This is a genomic window from Brevundimonas vesicularis, from assembly GCF_900445985.1.
GTDB lineage: Bacteria > Pseudomonadota > Alphaproteobacteria > Caulobacterales > Caulobacteraceae > Brevundimonas > Brevundimonas vesicularis_D.
This window is the reverse complement of sequence record NZ_UAQP01000005.1, coordinates 1223533-1243374: the sequence shown is the minus strand read 5'-3', so window position 1 is coordinate 1243374 and position 19842 is coordinate 1223533. Positions and strand designations below refer to the sequence as shown.

General features: G+C 66.2%; 12 protein-coding genes. 6 read left to right on the top strand and 6 right to left on the bottom strand.

Going from position 1 to position 19842, the window contains the following annotated elements:
* Nucleotides 1-32 precede the first annotated feature (32 nt).
* Together DT343_RS06175 and DT343_RS06170 are read left to right on the top strand one after the other, a co-directional pair.
* Complete coding sequence (locus DT343_RS06175; protein ID WP_112862157.1) at nucleotides 33-1541, top strand: tryptophan halogenase family protein; 1509 nt, start codon at nucleotides 33-35, stop codon at nucleotides 1539-1541.
* Nucleotides 1542-1755: 214 nt separating this feature from the next.
* On the top strand, nucleotides 1756-4854 hold the full coding sequence (locus DT343_RS06170) for a TonB-dependent receptor (protein ID WP_181669129.1): 3099 nt from the start codon (nucleotides 1756-1758) through the stop codon (nucleotides 4852-4854).
* 65 nt (nucleotides 4855-4919) lie between these two features.
* Here the strand turns inward: DT343_RS06170 and DT343_RS06165 are convergent, their stop codons facing one another.
* Nucleotides 4920-6326 carry a tryptophan 7-halogenase gene (locus DT343_RS06165; RefSeq protein WP_112862155.1) on the bottom strand — a complete coding sequence of 469 codons (1407 nt, stop codon included), beginning with the start codon at nucleotides 6324-6326 and terminating at the stop codon, nucleotides 4920-4922.
* Nucleotides 6323-7849 carry a tryptophan halogenase family protein gene (locus DT343_RS06160; RefSeq protein ID WP_112862154.1) on the bottom strand — a complete coding sequence of 509 codons (1527 nt, stop codon included), beginning with the start codon at nucleotides 7847-7849 and terminating at the stop codon, nucleotides 6323-6325. The genes DT343_RS06165 and DT343_RS06160 overlap by 4 nt, the downstream gene beginning before the upstream one ends.
* Nucleotides 7850-7986: 137 nt before the next feature.
* Between DT343_RS06160 and DT343_RS06155 the strand changes: the two genes are divergently transcribed.
* From DT343_RS06155 to DT343_RS06145, 3 genes are all read left to right on the top strand, one after another.
* Nucleotides 7987-9030, top strand: a complete 1044-nt coding sequence (locus tag DT343_RS06155) for a LacI family DNA-binding transcriptional regulator (protein ID WP_258522542.1) — start codon at nucleotides 7987-7989, stop codon at nucleotides 9028-9030.
* A 217-nt stretch (nucleotides 9031-9247) separates the two neighbouring features.
* Nucleotides 9248-11707 (top strand): glycoside hydrolase family 3 protein, encoded by a 2460-nt coding sequence (locus tag DT343_RS06150; RefSeq protein ID WP_112862582.1) that lies wholly within the window; start codon nucleotides 9248-9250, stop codon nucleotides 11705-11707.
* A 31-nt stretch (nucleotides 11708-11738) separates the two neighbouring features.
* Complete coding sequence (locus tag DT343_RS06145; RefSeq protein WP_112862152.1) at nucleotides 11739-13046, top strand: cation:proton antiporter; 1308 nt, start codon at nucleotides 11739-11741, stop codon at nucleotides 13044-13046.
* A gap of 64 nt (nucleotides 13047-13110) precedes the next feature.
* Here DT343_RS06145 and DT343_RS06140 read toward each other — a convergent pair whose 3' ends face one another.
* A complete protein-coding gene (locus DT343_RS06140) occupies nucleotides 13111-14967 on the bottom strand; it encodes a glycoside hydrolase family 9 protein (RefSeq protein WP_220116485.1) in 1857 nt (618 codons plus the stop codon).
* A gap of 209 nt (nucleotides 14968-15176) precedes the next feature.
* On the opposite strand from DT343_RS06140, the gene DT343_RS06135 reads away from it, so the two are divergent.
* A complete protein-coding gene (locus DT343_RS06135) occupies nucleotides 15177-16439 on the top strand; it encodes an MFS transporter (protein ID WP_112862150.1) in 1263 nt (420 codons plus the stop codon).
* Nucleotides 16440-16531: 92 nt separating this feature from the next.
* On the opposite strand, the gene DT343_RS06130 is transcribed toward DT343_RS06135, so the two are convergent.
* From DT343_RS06130 to DT343_RS06120, 3 genes are read right to left on the bottom strand one after another with little or no spacing between them, the layout of a single operon-like run.
* Nucleotides 16532-17464 carry a glycosyltransferase family 2 protein gene (locus tag DT343_RS06130; RefSeq protein ID WP_112862149.1) on the bottom strand — a complete coding sequence of 311 codons (933 nt, stop codon included), beginning with the start codon at nucleotides 17462-17464 and terminating at the stop codon, nucleotides 16532-16534.
* A 1-nt stretch (nucleotide 17465) separates the two neighbouring features.
* A complete protein-coding gene (locus DT343_RS06125; RefSeq protein WP_112862148.1) occupies nucleotides 17466-18398 on the bottom strand; it encodes a glycosyltransferase family 2 protein in 933 nt (310 codons plus the stop codon).
* Nucleotides 18395-19840 (bottom strand): oligosaccharide flippase family protein, encoded by a 1446-nt coding sequence (locus DT343_RS06120; protein ID WP_112862147.1) that lies wholly within the window; start codon nucleotides 19838-19840, stop codon nucleotides 18395-18397. Before DT343_RS06120 ends, DT343_RS06125 begins: the two co-directional genes overlap by 4 nt.
* Between the last annotated feature and the right edge of the window lie 2 nt (nucleotides 19841-19842).

The following is a 19842-nucleotide window of genomic DNA, read 5'->3' as shown; positions in this document are numbered from 1 at the left end:
TCGGAGCGCCCTGTTTTCGATGGAGGTCGGCGTTGTCTGACGGCTCAATCATAAATCGCATCGTCATCGTTGGAGGCGGCACGGCAGGGTGGATGGCGGCGGCGGCGCTGGCGCATGCGTTCGAGGGCGCCGGCAAGACCGTGACCCTGGTCGAGTCCGAGGCGATCGGCATCATCGGCGTGGGCGAGGCGACGATCCCGGAAATCCTGAAGTTCAACGCGCGCCTGGGGATCGACGAGGCGGACTTCCTGCGTGAGACCAAGGCCACGTTCAAGCTGGGGATCGAGTTCGACGGCTGGCGACGCGAGGGCGAGCGCTATTTCCATCCGTTCGGGGCCTTTGGGCTGGATATGGAAGGCATCGCCTTTCATCACTTCTGGCTGAAGGCCTGCGCCGAAGGCGGGGCGGAGCCGCTGGAAACCTACTCCATGGCCTGGCAGGCCGCGCGCCGTGGCCGTTTCGTGCATCCGCAGGGTGGGCCGCAGTCTCCGTTGTCCAGCCTGGGCTACGCCTATCATTTCGATGCGGCGCTCTATGCGGCCTTCCTGCGCCGCTTTGCAGAAAGGTTGGGCGTCGTTCGCCACGAGGGGCGGGTGGTCGAGGTTCAGCAAGCGGCGGACGGCGATATCGCGGGCGTCAGGCTGGACGACGGCCGGATCGTGGAAGGCGACTTCTTCATCGATTGCACCGGCTTCGTCGGACTTCTGATCGAGCAGGCATTGAGGTCCGGCTATGAGGACTGGAGTTCCTGGCTTCCGTGTGACAGCGCTGTCGCCGTGCCGTGCGAACGGGAGGGGGCGTTGTCGCCTTACACGCGGTCGACGGCGTGCGAGGCCGGATGGCAGTGGCGCATCCCGCTGCAACACCGGGTGGGCAACGGCTACGTCTATTCCTCGGCGCACATCTCGCATCAGGAGGCAGAGGATGCGCTGATGTCGCGGTTGGAGGGCAAGGCCCTGGCCGAGCCGCGTCGCCTGCGGTTCGCAATGGGCAGGCGCAAGGACTGCTGGAAGCGCAACTGCGTGGCGGTCGGATTGTCGAGCGGATTCCTCGAGCCCCTTGAATCGACCAGCATTCACCTGATCCAGAGCGCCATCACCAAGCTGATCACCCTGTTTCCGTCGCACAAGGACAGCGAGGGCCTTCGCCGTGAGTTCAACGCGCTGATGGAGGAGGAATTCATCACGGTCCGCGACTTCCTGATCCTGCACTACAAGGTCAACCAGCGAGCGGGACCGTTCTGGAGCCAGGTGCGCGACATGCCGATCCCGGACAGGCTGGCGGCCAAGATCGCCCTGTTCGAAGAGACGGGTCGGATCGTCAGGCGCGACCATGACATCTTTTCCGAATCGAGTTGGCTGGCGGTCGCGGTGGGGCAGGGGCTGACGCCGCAGGGGCGTCACCCGATTTCCGACGTCATCGGTCATGACGCCAATCTGGGCCGGCTGTCGGCGATCCGTGACAGCATCTGGCGCACGGCTGACGCCCTGCCGACGCACGAAGACGTTCTGATGACGACGATGAATCGTAAGGCGTTTTGAAACCTGGCCTGCCGCCTGCAAGCCGTGTCATCAGACTGGCGTCCGTCGCAATGTTGCGGGCGCACCGCTTCTGAACCCGCCGATCGAAAACGCGCCAAGTTTGTCGCGCGGCGTTGACATCGCTGTCAATCGGTAGTCCAACACGCTCGCGGACGGTCGATCAAGGCCGTCGAAACGATTGCGACGGGCTGAACCGTCCTCGGGGGGATCAGAAGTGAATTCAGAGATGTTCCAAGCCGGCTATGCGCCCGCCGCTCGCGGGCTGCGCCGTTCCGTGTCCGCCCTGGCGTTGACGGTCGCGGTAGTCGGCGCAACCGCCGCCCACGCCCAATCGACGCCGGCGCCCCAGACGACAGCCCCGGCCACGGACGATGCGGCGCAGGTCGACGACGTCGTCGTCACCGGCATCCGCGCGCGGATCGCATCCTCGCAGGCGATCAAGCGCGACTCGGACACCTTCGTCGATGCGGTGACCGCCGACGACATCGGCGCCCTGCCGGACAAGTCGGTCAACGAGGTGCTGCAGCGCATCCCCGGCGTGAACATCAACCGCTTCCAGGGCCCGACCGACCCCGACCACTTCTCGGTCGAAGGTTCCAACGTCATCATTCGCGGCCTGTCCTACGTCCGCTCGGAGTTCAACGGCCGCGACGCCTTCAGCGTGAACACGGGTCGCGCCCTGGGCTTCAACGACGTGTCGCCGGAACTTCTGTCGAGCGTGCAGGTGTTCAAGAATGCGACGGCCGACCGGATCGAAGGCGGCATCGCCGGGGTCGTCGATCTGCGTACCCGCAAGGCGTTCGACAGCCGCAAATTCGTCTTCGGCGCGACGGCTGAAGGATCATATGGCGACCTACGCGAAAAGCCGGGCCTGGGCTTCTCGTCCCTGATCAGTAACGTCTGGGACACGCAGTACGGTTCGTTCGGCGCCCTGCTGAGCTATGGCGAATCCGACCTCTATTCCGAAGCGTACGGCAGCCACCTCACCGACTTCACCTACCGTTCCGATCTGTCGAACGGCAACGATCGCCGCTATGTGCCTCGCGGCGGCGCGGTGCGGACCCAGCAGTTCGACCGTTCGCGTTCGACTCTGGACGGTTCGCTGCAATGGGAATCGACCGACGGCCGCGCCAAGCTGACCGGCGAATACATTCGCGCCGACTCTACCTCAGCTTGGGGCGAGCGCGTGGTCGAAGTGGATCTGGGCAGCGGCGGCAATCCGACCCCCTTGCCGGGCCAGTCGTTCACCTATGATTCCAACGGCGTCTTCACGAGCGGTCTGCTGGTCAGCAATGCGCCGAACCTGCAGGTTCTGCCCAAGCGCCAGCGCGATCTGCAAACCCTGACCGAAGACTTCTCTCTGGCCGCCGAATTCCATCCGACGGATCGTCTGTCGATCTGGCTGGATGCGCAATACAGCAAGGCCAGCGCCGACGACCTGGACATGAGCGTCTATGGCGCCATCACGCCGCTCTACACCCTGATCGGCGAGGGGCGTCACGGCGTGCCGGACATCCAGTTCGTTGACGCCTCGGGCCAGCCGTCGGCCAGCACAAACAGCCCGTCGAACTTCTATTATCGTTCGGCCATGGATCACATCGAGCAGTCGGACGGCGATCAGACCGCGTTCAAGGCGGACGTCAAATACGACTTCGACAACTCGCCGCTGCGCGCCATCCGCATGGGTGCGCGCTATTCGGATCGCGAGCAGACGCGCCGCTACACGACCTATAACTGGGGTTCAATCTCTGAAAGCTGGCAGGCTGGCGGACTGACGCCGTTCAGTACGACGGGCGTACTCGCTGTTGATAGCTACGACTTCCCGAACTTCCAGCGGGGTCATAACCCTACGCCGATAACGGCTTACTACCCGACGGTTGACCTCATCTCGGCCTATAAAGATGGTTCACTGCAAACTGCCTTGGCGGGCGTTAGCACTGACGGATCTAGTTGGAGGCCGTTGGATAGGCGCGACGGTGCAATTGCGGGTTCGCCCTTCCTGCCAGGCGACATCAACAACTCAACGGAACAGACGACTTCGGCTTATGTTCGGTTTGACTTCGGCTGGGATGACATTTTCGGCCCCGATACCGCCATTACCGGCAACCTAGGAGTTCGTTATGCCAAAACGGACTTTGAGACGCGCGGCTTCATCTCGAGTCCGAATGTCAAGGACACGTTCGGAGACGCGGATGGGAATGATCCCCGATTCCCGAAGCAAGGCATTAAGGTCACTCAAGCCAACGCTGCGGATGTTGCTCGCTATCGTTGCTCGACCGTCCAGCCGGGTCAGTCGGCCCCAAGCTACTGCCTACTGTCGAACGACCGTCTGAACCAGCTGGTCGCGTTCAGCGACGGCAGCTTCCAAGAGATCGAGCGCGGCAACAGCTATGACGACTGGCTGCCCAGCCTGAACGTCAATCTGAAGTACAAGGAATGGGTGTTCCGCGGGGCCGTGTCGCGCGCCATGACGCGCCCGGACTTCGGTGTTACGGCCTTCGCCGCCACCCTGTTCTACACCGACATGAACCAGGTCCGGGACAACGGCGGCGACGTCAACACCGCCCCGCTGCTGACGACCTTCACGGGCGGATCGCAGCTGACGGGCGTGCGCTCATGGAACTATGACCTGGGCGTGGAATGGTATTTCAAGCCGGGCAGCTCGGTGACCTTCAACGCCTTCTACAAGGACCTGTCGGACATCTTGGCCAGCGGTTCGACCGTCCAGCAGTTCAGCAACGCGCAGGGCGTCTCCACGGATGCTCAGGTCAACCAGCAGGTCAATATCGGGTCTGGCTGGATCAAGGGCTTCGAAGTCGGTTATCAGCAGACCTACAGCTTCCTGCCAGGCCTGTGGAGCGGGCTGGGTATCGAAGCGAACTACACCTACGTCGAGCCTTCGACCTTCCCCAATGCTGTGACCGAGCCGCGCTATGTGGGTCTGGAACTGCCGCTGCAGCAGCTGTCGAAGCACACCTACAACTTCTCGGTCTTCTACGAGCGGGATCGTCTTTCGGCGCGTCTGGCCTACAACTGGCGCAACGGCTTCCTGCTGACGCCGCGCGACGACGTGAACCCGTTCTCGCCGATCTTCAACGACTCGACGGGTCAGCTTGACGGTTCGATCTTCTACACCCTGAACGACAACTGGAAGATCGGCCTGTATGGCGCCAACCTGCTGGACGAGGTCACCGTCACCCAGCAACAGACGTCCTATAACCTGAACGGCGCGAACCAGGCGGGCCCGCTGGCCCCGCGGTCCTACTTCCGCAGCGACCGTCGCGTGACGTTCAGCCTGCGCTACACCTTCTAAGACTTCTTCTCTGAGCGAAGACTTGGGGCGTCGATCTGATCGACGCCCCTTTTTTTCGTTCTGGATCAGCCGCCTTCGCGCAGCCGGTCGACGAACCGAGAATGGGCGGGCAGGGCGGCCAAGGTCTGGTCGAAAGCGATGACCATTCGCCCCAGCGACGCCATGGCGGCCTTGATGTCCAGACGGTCGGCCTGGACGTCGTAACGGCGGGGCATGATGCCCAGACTGGCCATCAGCATTATCCAGTGCTGAGCATCATAAGGATCGCCATCCAAGCCGACGCCGGCGTTGCGAGACGTAAACTGAGCGATGCGACGCGCCAGGTTGTCGCCAGCCGGGGCCAGTCGCTGGCCTTGCGACCCGGACAGAAGGATAAGATGGAGTCGGTCCGCGCGGTGCGCGATGTCGCGAACCACCGCCTCATTGTAGGCCTCGGCGCAGGCTGAAATCTGCTCGGACGCGCCCGGCAGCGATGCGACCAGTTGTGTGAGCTGTCGCTCCAGCGCGGCGCTGTCCAGGCTCAAGGGGTCGCCAAAGCGCGCCGCCGCCGGACCAAGAGCAAGACGACGGCCGCTCCAGGGATGCGTATCCAGGCCGGGGGCGAGGGCGACGTCCGACGGAGCGGCGACGTCAACGTCGCCCAGCCATGCCGCGAGCGCCGCCTTCGCAACGTCAGCGGTGGTGCGATCTGCGGCGTAGGCCAGGCTGGCGAAGCCGCCGCCGGGCAGGGGGCTGCGACTGGCCAGCCCTTCTTCGAGGCTGGCCATATCCAGACGCGGCGCGTGATCTCCACCGGCGTAGCGCAGGGTCAGACAGCGGTCATAGCCCAGGCGCGCGGTCCAGTCGTCGTCGCCGTCAAAGGCGCTGGTCGCTCGCGTGTCCACGGTCATGAAGGGCGCGATCTCGCGGATGTCGCCCAGACCCTCTCGCACGCCGGCGCCCAGGGCGGTGTCCCGCAGTCGCGCCGTCAGAACGCGCGCGTCCAGCCTCAGTCTGGGACGAAGAAGAGAGCGGGGCGACTGCCGATCCGGGCTGGGATGCGCGTAACGACCGGCGGCCATCACGCGCGCCTGAAACTGCAGCGGCGCCAGAAGCGCGGCATAGTCGGGGGCGGCAGGCGACAGACGGGCCGCGCGCAGCACGACATCCACCAACGCGACTCCATCGATCCCAGGCAGGGGCTCCTGCTCGACGACGGCGATGTCTCGCCCGTCGCGCCAGTTTCGCAGCAGCGAGCCGAGGAAGAAGCCGCCGTGGCCCTGAGCCAACAGATCGGCGGCCTCCGACAACTGGACGAGCACGCCGTCGGGTTCGGCGATAACGACCTCAGGCTCTTCACCGAGTGCTGGGGCAACGGCGTCTTCCATCAGAACCGAATGACCGGAAGGCAGCGTCTTGGCCAACAGGGCGGCCGCCGCCCAGGCCGCCAGTCCGCCGCCTCTAATGACCCAAACCTTGTCTGACCCGCTCATCGGACGCCCCCTGCGCGCTGGGCCGCTTGGCGGATGAAGGTCATGTGATCGGGCGTCCGACCAACGGTCGATCGGACGGCGTCACGCAGGGCTGCCAGCTTGGCGGACAGGACGTGCGGTTCCAGCCGATCAACGCGCGGATCCCAGGCGTTCGGGACGATGTTCTGCCCCACCAGCACGGCGAGCCAGCTGGGCGGCAGGAAGACGCCGATGTCGTAGTCGGGAAGCAGGCCGCGCGACTTAAACGCTTCGACCTTGGCCGACAGACTGTCGGGCCAGGCCATGGTTCGCATCTCGCGCCAGAACGGCTCATCACGCTGGTTGGCGACATAATGCAGGACGAGGAAGTCACGAACCCGGTCGAACTCCAGCGCCATTATCCGATTGTATTCTTGGGCGTCCGCCGCCATCCCAACCCTGTCGGGAAACAGATCCAGCAAGGTCGTGATCCCCAACTGGATCAGGTAGATGCTGGTGGATTCCAGCGGCTCAAGGAAGCCGCCGGACAGGCCGATCGCGACGACGTTGCGGCTCCACAGCCTTTGGCGTCGTCCGGTCTTAAAGCCTAGCCGACGCGGCTCGGCCAGCGCCGGACCTTCCAGATTGGACATCAGGGTCGCCACGGCGTCCTCGTCCGAAATGTGAGCCGATGAGAAGACGTGGCCGTTTCCGGTGCGATGTTGCAGCGGAATGCGCCACTGCCACCCCGCCGCACGGGCCGTTGCGCGGGTATAGGGACCAACCGCCGCAGTCGTCTGGCACGGCACGGCGAAGGCGCTGTCGCAGGGCAGCCAATGGCTCCAGTCCTCGAACGTCGTCTCCAGCGCCTGATTGATCAGCCGTCCGCGAAAGCCCGAGCAGTCGACGAACAGGTCGCCCGAGATGCGGCGCCCGTCCGACAGGACGATGGCGTCGACATCTCCCGTCGCTCCATTCAGGACATGATCGACGACCTTGCCTTCGGTGCGGACCACGCCGCGCCCGCACGACACCTGGCACAGGAAGGCGGCGTAAAGACTGGCGTCGAACTGAAACGCGTAGCTGAAGGTGGACAGGATGGAGCCGGGGTCGGAAGCCGGCCGCTGGAAGCGGTTCGCCTCGGCCGCCCTGACCGGATAGCTGTAGTCGCTGATGTCGGCGGCGTCGCCCATGGCGCGGCGCGCGGCCCAGACATGGTGGAAATCGATCCCCTCGATCGGTTCGCCATAGGCGCCGAAGGGATGGATGTAGCTGTCGCCGGGTCGTCCCCAATCCACGAACTGGATGCCCAGTTTGAAGGTCGCCTGCGTCTGGTCGATCAACGACTGCTCGTCGATGCCCATGGCCGTGTTGAAGGCGCGGATGTGGGGCAGGGTGGCCTCGCCCACGCCGACGATGCCGATCTCGTCGGACTCGACCAGTTCGATCGACACGGGGCTGCCCGCCAGACGATGAGACAGGGCGGCGGCCGTCATCCAGCCGGCCGTCCCGCCGCCCAGGATGACGACTTTTCGGATCGGACCGGCATCGGTTTGGGTCATCATGTCGACTGTCTAGCAGACCATTTTTTGGCATGACAGCGATGGACAAGCCTGACCATAAGCTGTGTCGGCATCGCCTTTTCGAACGGGGATGTTAGAAGCGGTTCGAGCGACGTTCAGGGGGACGCATTTTGGCGACGGTGACGATCTATGACGTGGCCGCGAAGGCGGGCGTGTCCATCAAGTCCGTGTCGCGTGTGCTCAACAACGAGCCGAACGTCAGCCCCGCACTGAGAACCAAGGTGGAGGAGGCGGCTGCGTCTCTGGGTTATCGGCGCAGTCTGTCGGCGCGCAGTCTGGCGGGGGCGTCGTCGTCCCTGATCGCGGTCCTGGTGGACGCGGATTTGACCATCGAACATTGGAAGAGCGGGCGCGGAAGCGACTATCTGGGGCGTCTGGAGTTCGGCGCCCTGATGGAGGCGCGCCAGGTCGATTATCATCTGATGATCGAGCTGGTGGATCATAACTCGCCTGATCTCGAACGCGATCTGATGGCGCTGTTGAACTCCATCCGGCCCGAGGGCGTCATTCTGACCCCGCCGAACTCGGACAACATCGCTGTGATGGACGTGCTGGACGCGGCCGGCACGCCCTATGCTCGCATCGGACCGGAAGCGGCCTTTGATCGGGGCTACTGCATCGCGATGGACGACCGGCGCGCCGCGCTGGAGATGACACGCCATTTGATCGCGCTGGGTCACACCCGGATCGCCTTTGTCACCGGACCGGTCGCCTATGGCGCCAGTCGACGGCGCCTGGCGGGCTACAGGGACGCCATGGCTGAGGCGGGTCTCGAGGTGGCGCCGGCCTGGGTGGTGGAGGGCGACTTTACCTTCAACTCCGGGTCGCTGGCGATGGAGAAGCTGCACCAGACCGCGCCGGACATCACGGCGATCTTCGCCAGCAACGACGATACGGCCTTGGGCGTCTTGCAATGCGCGGCGAGGTTGGGGCTGTCGGCGCCGGGCGACCTGTCGGTCGCGGGTTTCGACGATTCGCCCGGCGCGGGTTTCAGCACGCCCGATCTGACCACGATCCGCCAGCCGGTGGCGGAGATGGCCGCCGCCGCCGCCCAGCGCCTGATCCCGCCTCTGCGCCGTCTTTTGAAGGGTGACGCCAATGCCCGCGTCATCGTTCCGCACGATCTCATCCAGCGTCAGTCCACTGCCGCAATCGTGCGCTGACAACGTGTGGAAACAGGAATGTTGACAGCGTTGTCATGAGCCGGGCACAGTGTGCTTGTCCGAGGCTGTTTTGGACGTCAGTATCGGCCTGAAGGCGCGTCTCCGGGATTGGCCCGTCCGGCGCGGTGGCCCCAGCGATCAGGTCTCCCTCATGCACAAGGCCGCCACCGCCCTGGTGATCACCCTCATGTCAAGCGCGTGCGCGATTGATCCTGGCATGGTTCGGGCTGTTCCGGTTCAGGCGGTGACGCCGCAGGCGTCGATCGTGACGGATGCGACGCGCGCGCATCCTGCGCTTTGGCCCCGCGCGGCGTCGCCGGCGGCGATGACGGATCGGGCGACGGAAGCCTTCGTCAGCGAGCTGATGAGCCGGATGACGCTGGAGGAGAAGGTCGGGCAGACGATCCAGGCCGACATCGCGTCGATCAAGCCTGAGGACCTGCTGACCTATCCGCTGGGCTCGATCCTGGCGGGCGGCAACTCCTCGCCGGGCGGCGACGAGCGCGCCTCGGCCGACAAGTGGGTCGAACTGGCCCAGGCCTTCCGTGCGGCGGCGGCCCAGCGGCCGGGCGCCAAGGTGCCGCTGATCTACGGCATCGACGCCGTGCACGGTCACAACAACGTCGTCGGCGCGACCATCTTTCCGCACAACATCGGCCTGGGCGCCGCGCGCGATCCCGACCTGATCCGGCGGATCGGCGAGGCGACCGCGCTGGAAGTCGCCGTGACCGGCGCCGACTGGACCTTCGGCCCGACCCTGGCCGTGCCCCAAGACGACCGCTGGGGCCGCGCCTATGAAGGCTATGCCGAAAACCCCGAGGTGGCGCAGAGCTACGCCGGCCCGATGACCCTTGGCCTTCAGGGGGCCTTGTCGGTCGACCATCCGCTGACAGCCGGCCACATCGCCGGATCGGCCAAACACTTCCTCGCCGACGGCGGCACGACCGGCGGCAAGGACCAGGGCGACTTCGCCGGGTCCGAACAGGAGATGATCCGCACCCATCTGTCCGGCTATCCCCAGGCCATTGACGCCGGCGTGCTGTCGATCATGGCCAGCTTCTCCAGCTGGAACGGCGTCAAACATTCGGGCAACGAGACCATTCTGACCGACGTGCTGCGCGGCCCGCTGGGCTTCGACGGCTTCGTGGTGTCGGATTGGAACGCCCATGGCCAGCTGCCGGGCTGTTCGAACGAAAGCTGCGCCCTGGCCTTCAACGCCGGCATCGACATGTTCATGGCGCCCGACAGCTGGAAGCCGCTGTATGAAAACACCCTGGCCCAGGCGAAGTCGGGCGAAATCCCGATGGCGCGCCTGGACGAGGCGGTGCGCCGCATCCTGCGCGTCAAGGTCAAGACCGGCCTGTTCAACGACAGCCGCCCGGTCGAGGGGCGTCTGAACGAACTGGGCTCGCCCGCTCACCGCGCCCTGGCGCGCGAGGCGGTGCGCAAGTCGCTGGTGCTGCTGAAGAACGAGGGCTCGGTCCTGCCGATCCGCTCGGGCGCGCGGGTGCTGGTCGCCGGTCACGCCGACGACATCGGCCAGGCCTCGGGCGGCTGGACCCTGACGTGGCAGGGCACGGGCAACTCGAACGCCGACTTCCCCAACGGCCAGTCGATCTGGAGCGGCATCCGCGAGGCGGTGGCGGCCGGCGGCGGTCAGGCGACGCTCAGCGCCGACGGGGCGTTCACCCAGAAGCCGGACGTCGCCATCGTCGTCTTCGGCGAGACCCCCTATGCCGAGTTCCAGGGCGACGTGGACACGCTGGACTTCCTGCCCACCGGCCCGCTGGAGACGCTGAAGCGTCTGAAGGCGGCGGGCATTCCCACCGTGTCGGTCTTCCTGTCGGGCCGCCCGATGTGGATCAACCCCGAGATCAATGCGTCCGACGCCTTCGTCGCCGCCTGGCTGCCGGGCACGGAAGGCGGCGGGATCGCCGACGTGCTGATCGGCGATGCGGCGGGCAAGCCGCGCAACGACTTTACCGGAACCCTGTCCTTCAGCTGGCCCAAGACCGCCAAGGGCGAGCCGCTGAACGTCGGTCAGCCCGGCTATGATCCGCAGTTCGCCTATGGCTACGGCCTGACCTATGCGCGCAACGCCCGCGTCGGTCTGCTGTCGGAAGACAGCGGCGTGGTCGGGGCGGTCGGCAGCCTGGACCGCTACTTCGTCGACGGCCGCTTCGTCGCCCCCTGGTCGCTGATGCTGCGCGACGCGGGCGGCGAGTTCCGCCTGGGCTCCGAAAAGACCGGCGCCAGCCCGCGCGGCGGCGTGTCGGTGCGCTCCACCGACGGCGCCGGTCAGGAATCGGCGCGCGCCCTGACCTTCTCGCAGGGCGGGGGACAGGCCCTGATCGTGGCGCAGCCGGTCGATCTGACGCGCCAGTCGAACGGCGAGATGGCCATCGCCTTCCGCTACCGCGTCGATACGCGGCCCAAGGGTCAGGTGTTCCTGACCCTGGGCGCCGGGTCGGTCGACATCTCCAGCCTGATCGCTGCAGCCCCCGTCGGCGAATGGCGCACGCTGAAGGTGCGGCTGTCGTGCCTGCGCGATCGCGGCGCAGACATCGCCGCCGTCGACCAACCCTGGGGCCTGCGCACCGCTGCCGACTTTGCGGTCACCGTCGAGGATATCCGCCTGGCGTCGAACGAGGGCGACGCCGTCTGTCCGACGCAGTAGGCTGGCGCTCGCCAAGGGGGGAACCGGCCGCATGACCAATGCTGAACTGAGTGTGGCCTTCTTCCTGCAGATGGCGATCATCATCGCCGCCTGCCGCATCGTGGGCTGGCTGGCCAAACGCTACCTTGGCCAGCCGCAGGTGGTGGGCGAGATGATCGCCGGAGTGATTCTCGGGCCATCGCTGTTTGGCCTGTTGGCGCCCGATCTTCAGGCGGCCCTGTTCCCCAAGGAGTCGCGGTCGATCCTGTTCGTCGGCGCCCAATTGGGCGTCGGCCTCTATATGTTTCTGGTCGGGCTGGGCTTCCGTCGCGACCACTTCAGGGCCAATGCGAAAAGCGCGGCCGCCGTGTCGCTGGCGGGCATGGCGGCGCCCTTCCTGGTCGCTGTCGCCCTTGCGCCCTGGCTGGTCGCCGAGGGTCTGTTCGGGCCGGGCATCCAGACCTGGCAGGCCATGCTGTTCATGGGCGCGGCCATCTCGATCACCGCCTTTCCCATGCTGGCGCGCATCATCCATGAGCGGGGGCTCAGCGGCACGCGGTTGGGTTCGTTGTCGCTGGCGGCGGGCGCCATCGACGACGCCGGCGCCTGGTGCGTTCTGGCCATCGTCCTGGCCAGCTTCGGCGCGGGACCGATGGTGGCGGTGACAGCCATCGCGGGGGGCGGCGCCTTCGCCCTGTTCATGCTGACGCTGGGGCCGAAGATGTTGGCCCCATTGGGACGGATCGCCGAACGGGAAGGGCGGCTCAGCCCGACAGTGCTGGGGATCGTGCTGATCCTGTTCATGCTCAGCGCCTGGGCCATGGACGCGGTGGGTATTCACGCCGTCTTCGGCGGCTTCATCCTGGGCGTCGCCATGCCGCGCGGCTTGCTGAGCGACGAGGTCAAGCGTCAACTGGAGCCGTTCGCCGTGCTGGTGCTGCTGCCGATGTTCTTCACCTTCTCCGGCCTGAACACCCAGCTGACCATGGTCAACAGCCTGGGGCTGCTGGCCGTGACCGTCATCATCCTGCTGGGCTCGATCCTGGCCAAGGGCGGCGCCTGCTGGGCCGCCGCTCGCCTGACGGGTCAGGACAACGCCACGGCCATGGGCATCGGCGCCCTGATGAACGCGCGCGGCCTGATGGAGCTGATCATCATCAACATCGGCCTGCAAAAGGGCGTCATCGGCCCGGCCCTGTTCTCCATCCTGGTGCTGATGGCCATCATCACCACGCTGATGGCCTCGCCCCTGTTCGAGTGGGTTTACGGCAGGAAGGCGAGGGCGCGGGGCGAGCTGGGGCAGGTCGCCGAGGCCGATAGAGATCTGGCCGAGCCGTCCTTGCTGGCGCCCAAGGCCTGAAGACCGCACGCCGCCACGGCATCGCGGCGGGGGGCTCGGCGCTCGATCTAGGCCATCGATCCCGTCAGCGATCGTCGATGAAGGCGGCGACCCAGACCAGGGGCGCATTCCAGTTGATGGCCACTTCGTTCAGGGCATAGGCGTTGATGTCGTCGGCCCAGCAGGTCTGGGCCGCGCATTTGCCGACCAGGGTCTTGGCCACGTCGTCGATCATGGCCTGATTGTTCGGACCGCCCGACAGGGCGCCCGCCGGCGGCAGGGGATAGGCCGGGTCGGCCTGATGCGCCCAAAAGCGATGGTGCGGGTTCTGAACCGGACGATCACCGTATCCGGTCACATAGGACCGATCCATGGGATTGCGGCCCAGAACATAGTCCAAGGACCAGATCACCGCGTTGCGGAAATTCCAGTCGCCAGTGTAGTCGAAGGCGGAACCTAGGATCACCGCCCGGCTCATCAAGGCGCCGTTCGAGCCCCATTCGTATTTCTCGCCCGCGACCGGCAGGCCGTAGCCCTGACCATAGCCGGCATCGACGTATGCGCGGGCGGCCGCCACGATATTGGCGCGCACGGTGATCAGATCCTCCGGCGGCAGAACGTCCGGCACGGTCGCCAGCGTCAGCGATCCCAGCGACGCTGTCCAGGAAAAGCCCGGATCGCCGGTCGCGCTTTTGCCCGACAGCGGTCCACCCAGATAATAGGGCGAGGTCTTCAGCGCGGTCAGATAGGCCGGATTGCGGGTCGTGGCCAAAAGCTCGGCCGTGGCCCAATAGAATTCGTCCGAGAAGTCGCTGTCGCCATAGGCGCCGCCGCCGGCGAAATTCTCTCCGGCCCGAACGTCGCGATTGCGCAGCGCCGCGCGGAAGGCGCGCTGCGACGCCGTCAGACATTGGCGCGCGAAGGCCGGATCGATGTCACGCCAGATCCGCGCGCATTGGGCGCCGACCGCGGCGAGATTGAGTGTTGCGGCTGTGCTGGGCGGATAGAGAAGGCGCGGCTGAGGATCGTCCGCCGGGGCCATAGGCAGGCCCGTCCACTGCGCATCATGCACCTTGTGATGGACCATGCCGCCGGCGTCGATCTCGGTCAGGGTCAGCGGCTGACCCGGCGCCTGGGCGCCGACCGGGACCTTCAGCTTCACGCCGTCAGCGATCTGCATCTTCAGCAGGAACTCGATCTCGTACCGGGCCTCGTCGAGCAGATCGTTGACGCCATTTCCGGCCTCCGGAATGTCGACTTTGCCGTCTGCGAAGGCGCTTGCGCCCGGGCCGCTCCTGGCCATTGCGCGTTCATAGGCATTCAACAGCATCCAGACCGAGATGCCGCCGTTGACGACGTATTTGCCGTGGTCGCCAGCGTCATACCAGCCGCCGGTGACGTCCAGCGTATAGTCGCACCCGGGCCAGACCGCGCCGGTCGTGTCGGCGCCCGAGAAGCAGGCCGCGACTTCGTGCGGGTGCCCGGCGGCACGCGCCAGATCCGGCCGCGCGACGTGATCCGCCAGGATCGGCACGCCGGCCCGGTTCTGATAGAAATAGGCGAGGGCGTCGTACTTCAGTCGCGCGTGCGGATGCTGCTGAATCGAGAAGGGGCGGCTCTCGTGCGATCCCACGATGAGGCGGTAGCCTTCGCCGTCCGTCTGCAGCGACTGAAAATCGACCGTGTGAACGCTCTGCCCGGAGGCGGCGTCCTGGCCGAAGACTTTTGACGCGCCCTGAGCGACGACGGCGCCGGAGCGATCGACGATTCGCCAAGGCAGGGGACGGGCCGTCTGGTCCTCGACGGTGGCCGTCTTCGGCCCTTGGGTTTCGAAGCCGACTTGGCTCATGCGAACGGCGTTGGCGTCAGGTTCGGCGTGCGCCGCACCAAAGCCGGCCGCCAAGGCCATGGCCGCAACGCTCGCCGTCACTCTCTTTCTCATACCAACCTCCCTTAAGGCCTGTCTTCGTTCACGCACGACACCAATACGCGTCGGCGTGCCGCACCATCTTTGCAAAAACACTAGCAGCTGACAGCGTTGTCACAAGATGCGGCGTGATCGCTTTGTGTTGCAGCCGGTGAGGCCGGATGACGCGGTGATCGTGCTAGCAAGCGCGTCGGGGCTCGTGTCATAGAGGCGAGGGTCGTTCGATGGAGGAGGGCGAAGTTTCAACTTATTCCCATCCCCGCCGCACGCGTCTGGTCGTTGCGGCGTATTTGGTGCTCTTTCTGGCCGCCTTCATTGGCCTGGCGCCCCTTTTCCAGATCATCGCGCCGCTTCATGCGGCCGGGCTGGATGCTGGCTCCAAAACGGAAATCCTGAGCCGCGCGATGTTCTGGGGCGCCATTACGGCTGCCGCCGCCAATGTTCTCATGGGGACCATCAGCGATAGGACTACGTCGCGGTTCGGGCGTCGGAGGCCTTGGATCGCGTTGGGCGCCCTCCTAACGGTCTTGAGCTATGTCGGCATATGGCGATCGTCGACGCCGGGCGAATTCGTCTGGGCCTTGATCGGGTTTCAACTCGCATTCAACGTTCTGATGGCGCCGCTTTCAGCGGTGTTTGCAGATCGCGTGCCGATCGCTTTGAGAAGCACCGTCTCTGCGATGCTGGGCCTGTCGTATCCGCTGGCGGTTGCGCTGGGGTCCAGCCTGATGGCGCTCGGGCCTCGGTATGAGCCCGGACGATTAGCGCTTCTGGCCGGCATTCTTCTCGGCGCCGCTCTCATCTTCTTGGTCGTTTACGACGAGCCGCCCTGTTCTGAGCGGCCAGAAACGCCGCAATCCTCCGTTTCCGGCGGCATAGGCTCGTTCATCGCGCCGTTCAGATCGCGAAACTTCGCCGTGGTCTGGACCGGGCGCCTTTTCATCGCGACAGGTTACGCCCTGGTCAGCATGTATCTGCTGTATTTCGTCACGGACGCGGTGGGATGGCCCGGTCGCTCACCGGAACGCGCGCATGCCTTGCTCATGGGCATCGCCTTTGTGAGCGTCGTGGTCGTCGCGGGGGCCATCGCCCTGTTTGGACGGCGGATAATCTGGCGACAGCCTGTTGCGCTGATGGGAGCGCTGTTGCTGTGTGCGGCGACCGCCGTGCTGGCGATCGCACCTTCCTGGACAACGGCGGTTCTCGCCCTCGCGGTCTATGGCTTGGGCCAGGGCGCCTATGGATCCGTGGAGATGGGCTTGATGGCGGATGCTCTTCCCACGCAGAACAATCGCGGGCGAGACATGGGGTTGAACAACCTGGCTGTCGCCCTGCCTCAGGCGATGGCCCCGGTCGCCGCCCTCATTCTCGAGCGTTCCGGCGCCGATGTTCGGGGCCTGTATGTCGCAGCGGCCGCGTGTTTCGCCGCCGCCGTCGTGGTCATGAGCCTGTTTCGATCAACCCCGGTGTTGGAGCACTCCAAATAGGCGGCTCGGCTGGTCCGATGACGTGATCCGAATGGTGTCACGCTTCAGGAAGGGCGCGACTTCGATTTCATCGCTACGGCCATTTGTCTGCGTCAGACGTCTGACCGCGACAGCATCGCCGAACCATAGAGTTTCGGCTCGAAGCCTTTGGTCCAGAACACCTTGCCGACGCCGCGTGCGCAGCGGTCATAGATGTTCGCGCGGTCTGGTCGGCGCAGGATCGCTGACAGGACGGACGCGGCGCCCCAAAGACCCGTCTGGACCAGACCGACCAGCATCCATTTGGCGACGCCGGCCCAGTCGCGGCGGGCGGCGGCCATCTGCGTTGGGCTCTGGCCATAGGCGAAGGCGCGGGTCAGGGCATAGTTCAGCGTGGCGCGGTGCGGCGGGGCGAACTCATCCACCCAGGCGTCGGCGGCCCAGCCGAAACGGCCGCCGCGCGCCGACAGGGCGGTGAACAGCCGGTCGTCCTCGCCGCCCGTCTCGTTCATGGCGACGTCGAATGGGGCGGCGCCGAGCAGGGCGGTCGCCCGCACCATCAGACTGTTTCCGCAGCCGTGGATGTCGTCGGTCAGGCCGGTTTCGCGCGGGCCGTCCCGGCCGAAGAACCGCTCCAGATAGGTGGTGGTCCAGCCGGTGTTGTCTGGCACACGCCCGCGAATGGGGCCAAAGACGACATCGGCGCCGGTCTGGGCTTGGGCGTTCAGCAGGGCGGCGAGCCAGCCGGGGGAGGCGGCTTCGTCGTCGTCCAGGAAGGCGATCAGGGGCGCGGCGGTCGCGGCCAGGCCGATGTTGCGCGCCGTCGCCACGCCGGGGATGGGGGCGTGGGCGTAGGTCAGGGGCACGGGCGTCTCGGCGCGCAGGCGCTCGATCAGGACCGCGGCGGAGCCTTGCGGGTCATTGTCGGCGACGACGATGGCGGCCACGCGGTGCAGCGATCCGGTCTGGGCGAAGACCGAGCGCAGGGCGCGCTCTAGGCTGTCGAGGCGGCGCAGGGTCGGGATGATGACGGCGACGTCGCGCATGTCAGACGGCATCCGCATAGACAGCAGCGCGGTAGAGCCTGAGCGCGAAGGCGCGGGCCTTGATTGGCAAGACCGCAGTCAGGGCGGCCTGTTTCATCAGGCGACGCGCCAAGGGCAGGGCGGGCAGGCGTTTCAGGGCGCGCGCGGCCTTGTAGCTGGGATAGGTCTGGACGATGGCGGGGTGCAGGGCGACGACGCGGGCGAAGTTGCCGGCACCCTGATCGAACTTGCGCGCCAGATCCTCGACCGTGTCCAGGCCCATATGGGTGGCGGGATTGTCGATATGGACGACGGGAAACCGGCGCGAGACGCGCATGGCCCACTCCACGTCCTCCCAGCCCCAACCGCTGAAGCCGGGATCGAAGGACTCGGCGGAGAAGACGTCGCGGCGCACCAGCAGATTGGAGGTGTAGACGTATTTCTCGGGCGTCAGCGCGCGCTGGGACGCGGGCAGGCATTCCGAGGCGCCGGACAGGGCGCGGTGGACGGCGAACCGCGCGTCGGTCGGCGCCTGATCCAGCGAGAAGCCGCCGAAGGCCACGGCAGGCGCATTGTCGCTGACCAGCCGCAGCCAGATTTGCAGGAAGGCCGCCGTATCGGGCCGCATGTCGCTGTCGAGGAACAGATAGGCCTCGCCTCGGGCGCCGGTGGTCAGGCGATTGCGGCCCCTGGCGCGGCCCTCGTTGGCGGCCAGGGTGATGAGGCGGGCGGGCAGCCGCAACGTATTGATCGTCGTTTGTAACTGCTGGGTCAGGTCGAAGTCAGCGGTGCCGTCGTCCAGCAGAACCAGCTCGACGGCGCCTGCGAGGACCGGGGCCTCGGTGTCCAGTTGGCGCAACAAGCCTTGCGGATCGTCGCGCAGGAAGGGAATCAGGACCGAGATCGCCGGCGTCGCCTGAGACCAGGCGGCGTTGTCGTGGATATGGGCGCTCATGCCGTCACGCTCCGGCGCGCGCGGATCAGGCGCAGCAGGACGTTACGCACCCCGGCGGCGTTCAGCGTCAGGGCGACGACGGCATAGACGAGACCGCCCACACTGGCGTCCAGCATCAGCTCCACGAAACCGCCGATGGGCGGCAGCATCCATACGACCCCGGCCATGACGGCGGACGCGATCCCGCAACGGATCAGCGCCTCCCACGGCATTGGCAGGGCGATGGCGCGGCGGCTGAGCAGGATACAGGCGATCAGGCCGATGGCGAAGCTGGCGGCGGTCGAGACGGCGGCGCCCGTCACACCCATGCGCGGGATCAACAACAGGTTCAGCGCGACGTTGCAAAGAGCCGGAATCGCCATGGTCACCAGCAGCAGCCCGGTCTTTTTTCCAAGCGTGAAGCCGAAGCCGAAATAGTAGGCGATCATCCCCGACAGGAAGGACGAGGCGGCGATCCACGGCGTCACCAGTGCAGCGGCGGCGCGCAAATCCTGGCCGATCATCAACTCCGCCAGCGGTCGTGCGACCAGCGACAAGCCCACGGCGGCCGGCAGGCCGATCAGGATCAGGGTCGAACCCTGCTCGATGGCGGTCTGACGCAGCGCCTCACGCCCGCCGCGCTCCAGCGCCATGACCATGGCTGGCGCCCCGGCCGCCCCCAGCCAGATGAATATGACGTCCAGTGTCCGGTTCGCCAGGCTGTAGCTGGCGTGATAGGCGCCGACCGCCGCCGCATCCATGAACGCCGCCAGCAGGAACCGATCCGTCGAAGCCAGCACCAGCGCCAGCGTCAGCGACGCCGCAATGGGATAGCCGTAGAGGGCATAGGCCTTCAGTCGCGTGCGATCCACGGTCCCGCCCGTCGCCTGACGCAGCTCGCCCGGCAGGATGAAGGGCAGGGCGAACAGCGGCGCGATGGCCAAGCCCAGCAAGGGCGAGGCCGCGCCAGCGCCAGCCAGCGCGAACCCGGCCCCGACCAGAAAGCCCAGAATGGCGACGCCGATGTCCACGGCGGCGGATTTCGACACCTCGCCCGCCGCGCGATACCGCTCCTGCGCCAGCTTCGCGAGGTTGCGCACGGGCGCGCCGGCCAGACCGAAGGCGACGGCGATCTTGAACGCGGGCGTCAGGGGCGCCAACCACACGACCAGGGCTGCGATCGGGGTGAAGACGGCGATGATGGCGAAGGAGGTTCGGTAAAGGCTGGCGAAATGGGTCGCCATTCCTTCGGGCGTGCGCTCGGCCGCCCAGAAGCGCGCCATCGACGCCTCCAGCCAGGTGAAGGTCACGGTGTGGGCCAGGGTCGTCACCGAAAACGCCAGGGCGTAATGGCCGAAGTCATCCGCGCTGAGCAGGCGCGTAAAGACGAAGATGGTCAGGAAACCGACTGCGCCCTGGACGATCTGGGCCGGCAGATAGCCCCAGACGCCGCGCCAGAACATGC

What these genes read in the sequence shown, in the direction of transcription:
- DT343_RS06165 (WP_112862155.1), bottom strand. Translation starts at nt 6,326, where the DNA reads ATGAGCGGGTCAGACAAGGTTTGGGTCATTAGAGGCGGCGGACTGGCG.
- DT343_RS06160 (WP_112862154.1), bottom strand. Translation starts at nt 7,849, where the DNA reads ATGATGACCCAAACCGATGCCGGTCCGATCCGAAAAGTCGTCATCCTG.
- DT343_RS06150 (WP_112862582.1), top strand. Translation starts at nt 9,248, where the DNA reads ATGGTTCGGGCTGTTCCGGTTCAGGCGGTGACGCCGCAGGCGTCGATC.
- DT343_RS06145 (WP_112862152.1), top strand. Translation starts at nt 11,739, where the DNA reads ATGACCAATGCTGAACTGAGTGTGGCCTTCTTCCTGCAGATGGCGATC.
- DT343_RS06140 (WP_220116485.1), bottom strand. Translation starts at nt 14,967, where the DNA reads ATGAGAAAGAGAGTGACGGCGAGCGTTGCGGCCATGGCCTTGGCGGCC.
- DT343_RS06135 (WP_112862150.1), top strand. Translation starts at nt 15,177, where the DNA reads ATGGAGGAGGGCGAAGTTTCAACTTATTCCCATCCCCGCCGCACGCGT.
- DT343_RS06130 (WP_112862149.1), bottom strand. Translation starts at nt 17,464, where the DNA reads ATGCGCGACGTCGCCGTCATCATCCCGACCCTGCGCCGCCTCGACAGC.
- DT343_RS06125 (WP_112862148.1), bottom strand. Translation starts at nt 18,398, where the DNA reads ATGAGCGCCCATATCCACGACAACGCCGCCTGGTCTCAGGCGACGCCG.
- DT343_RS06120 (WP_112862147.1), bottom strand. Translation starts at nt 19,840, where the DNA reads ATGTTCTGGCGCGGCGTCTGGGGCTATCTGCCGGCCCAGATCGTCCAG.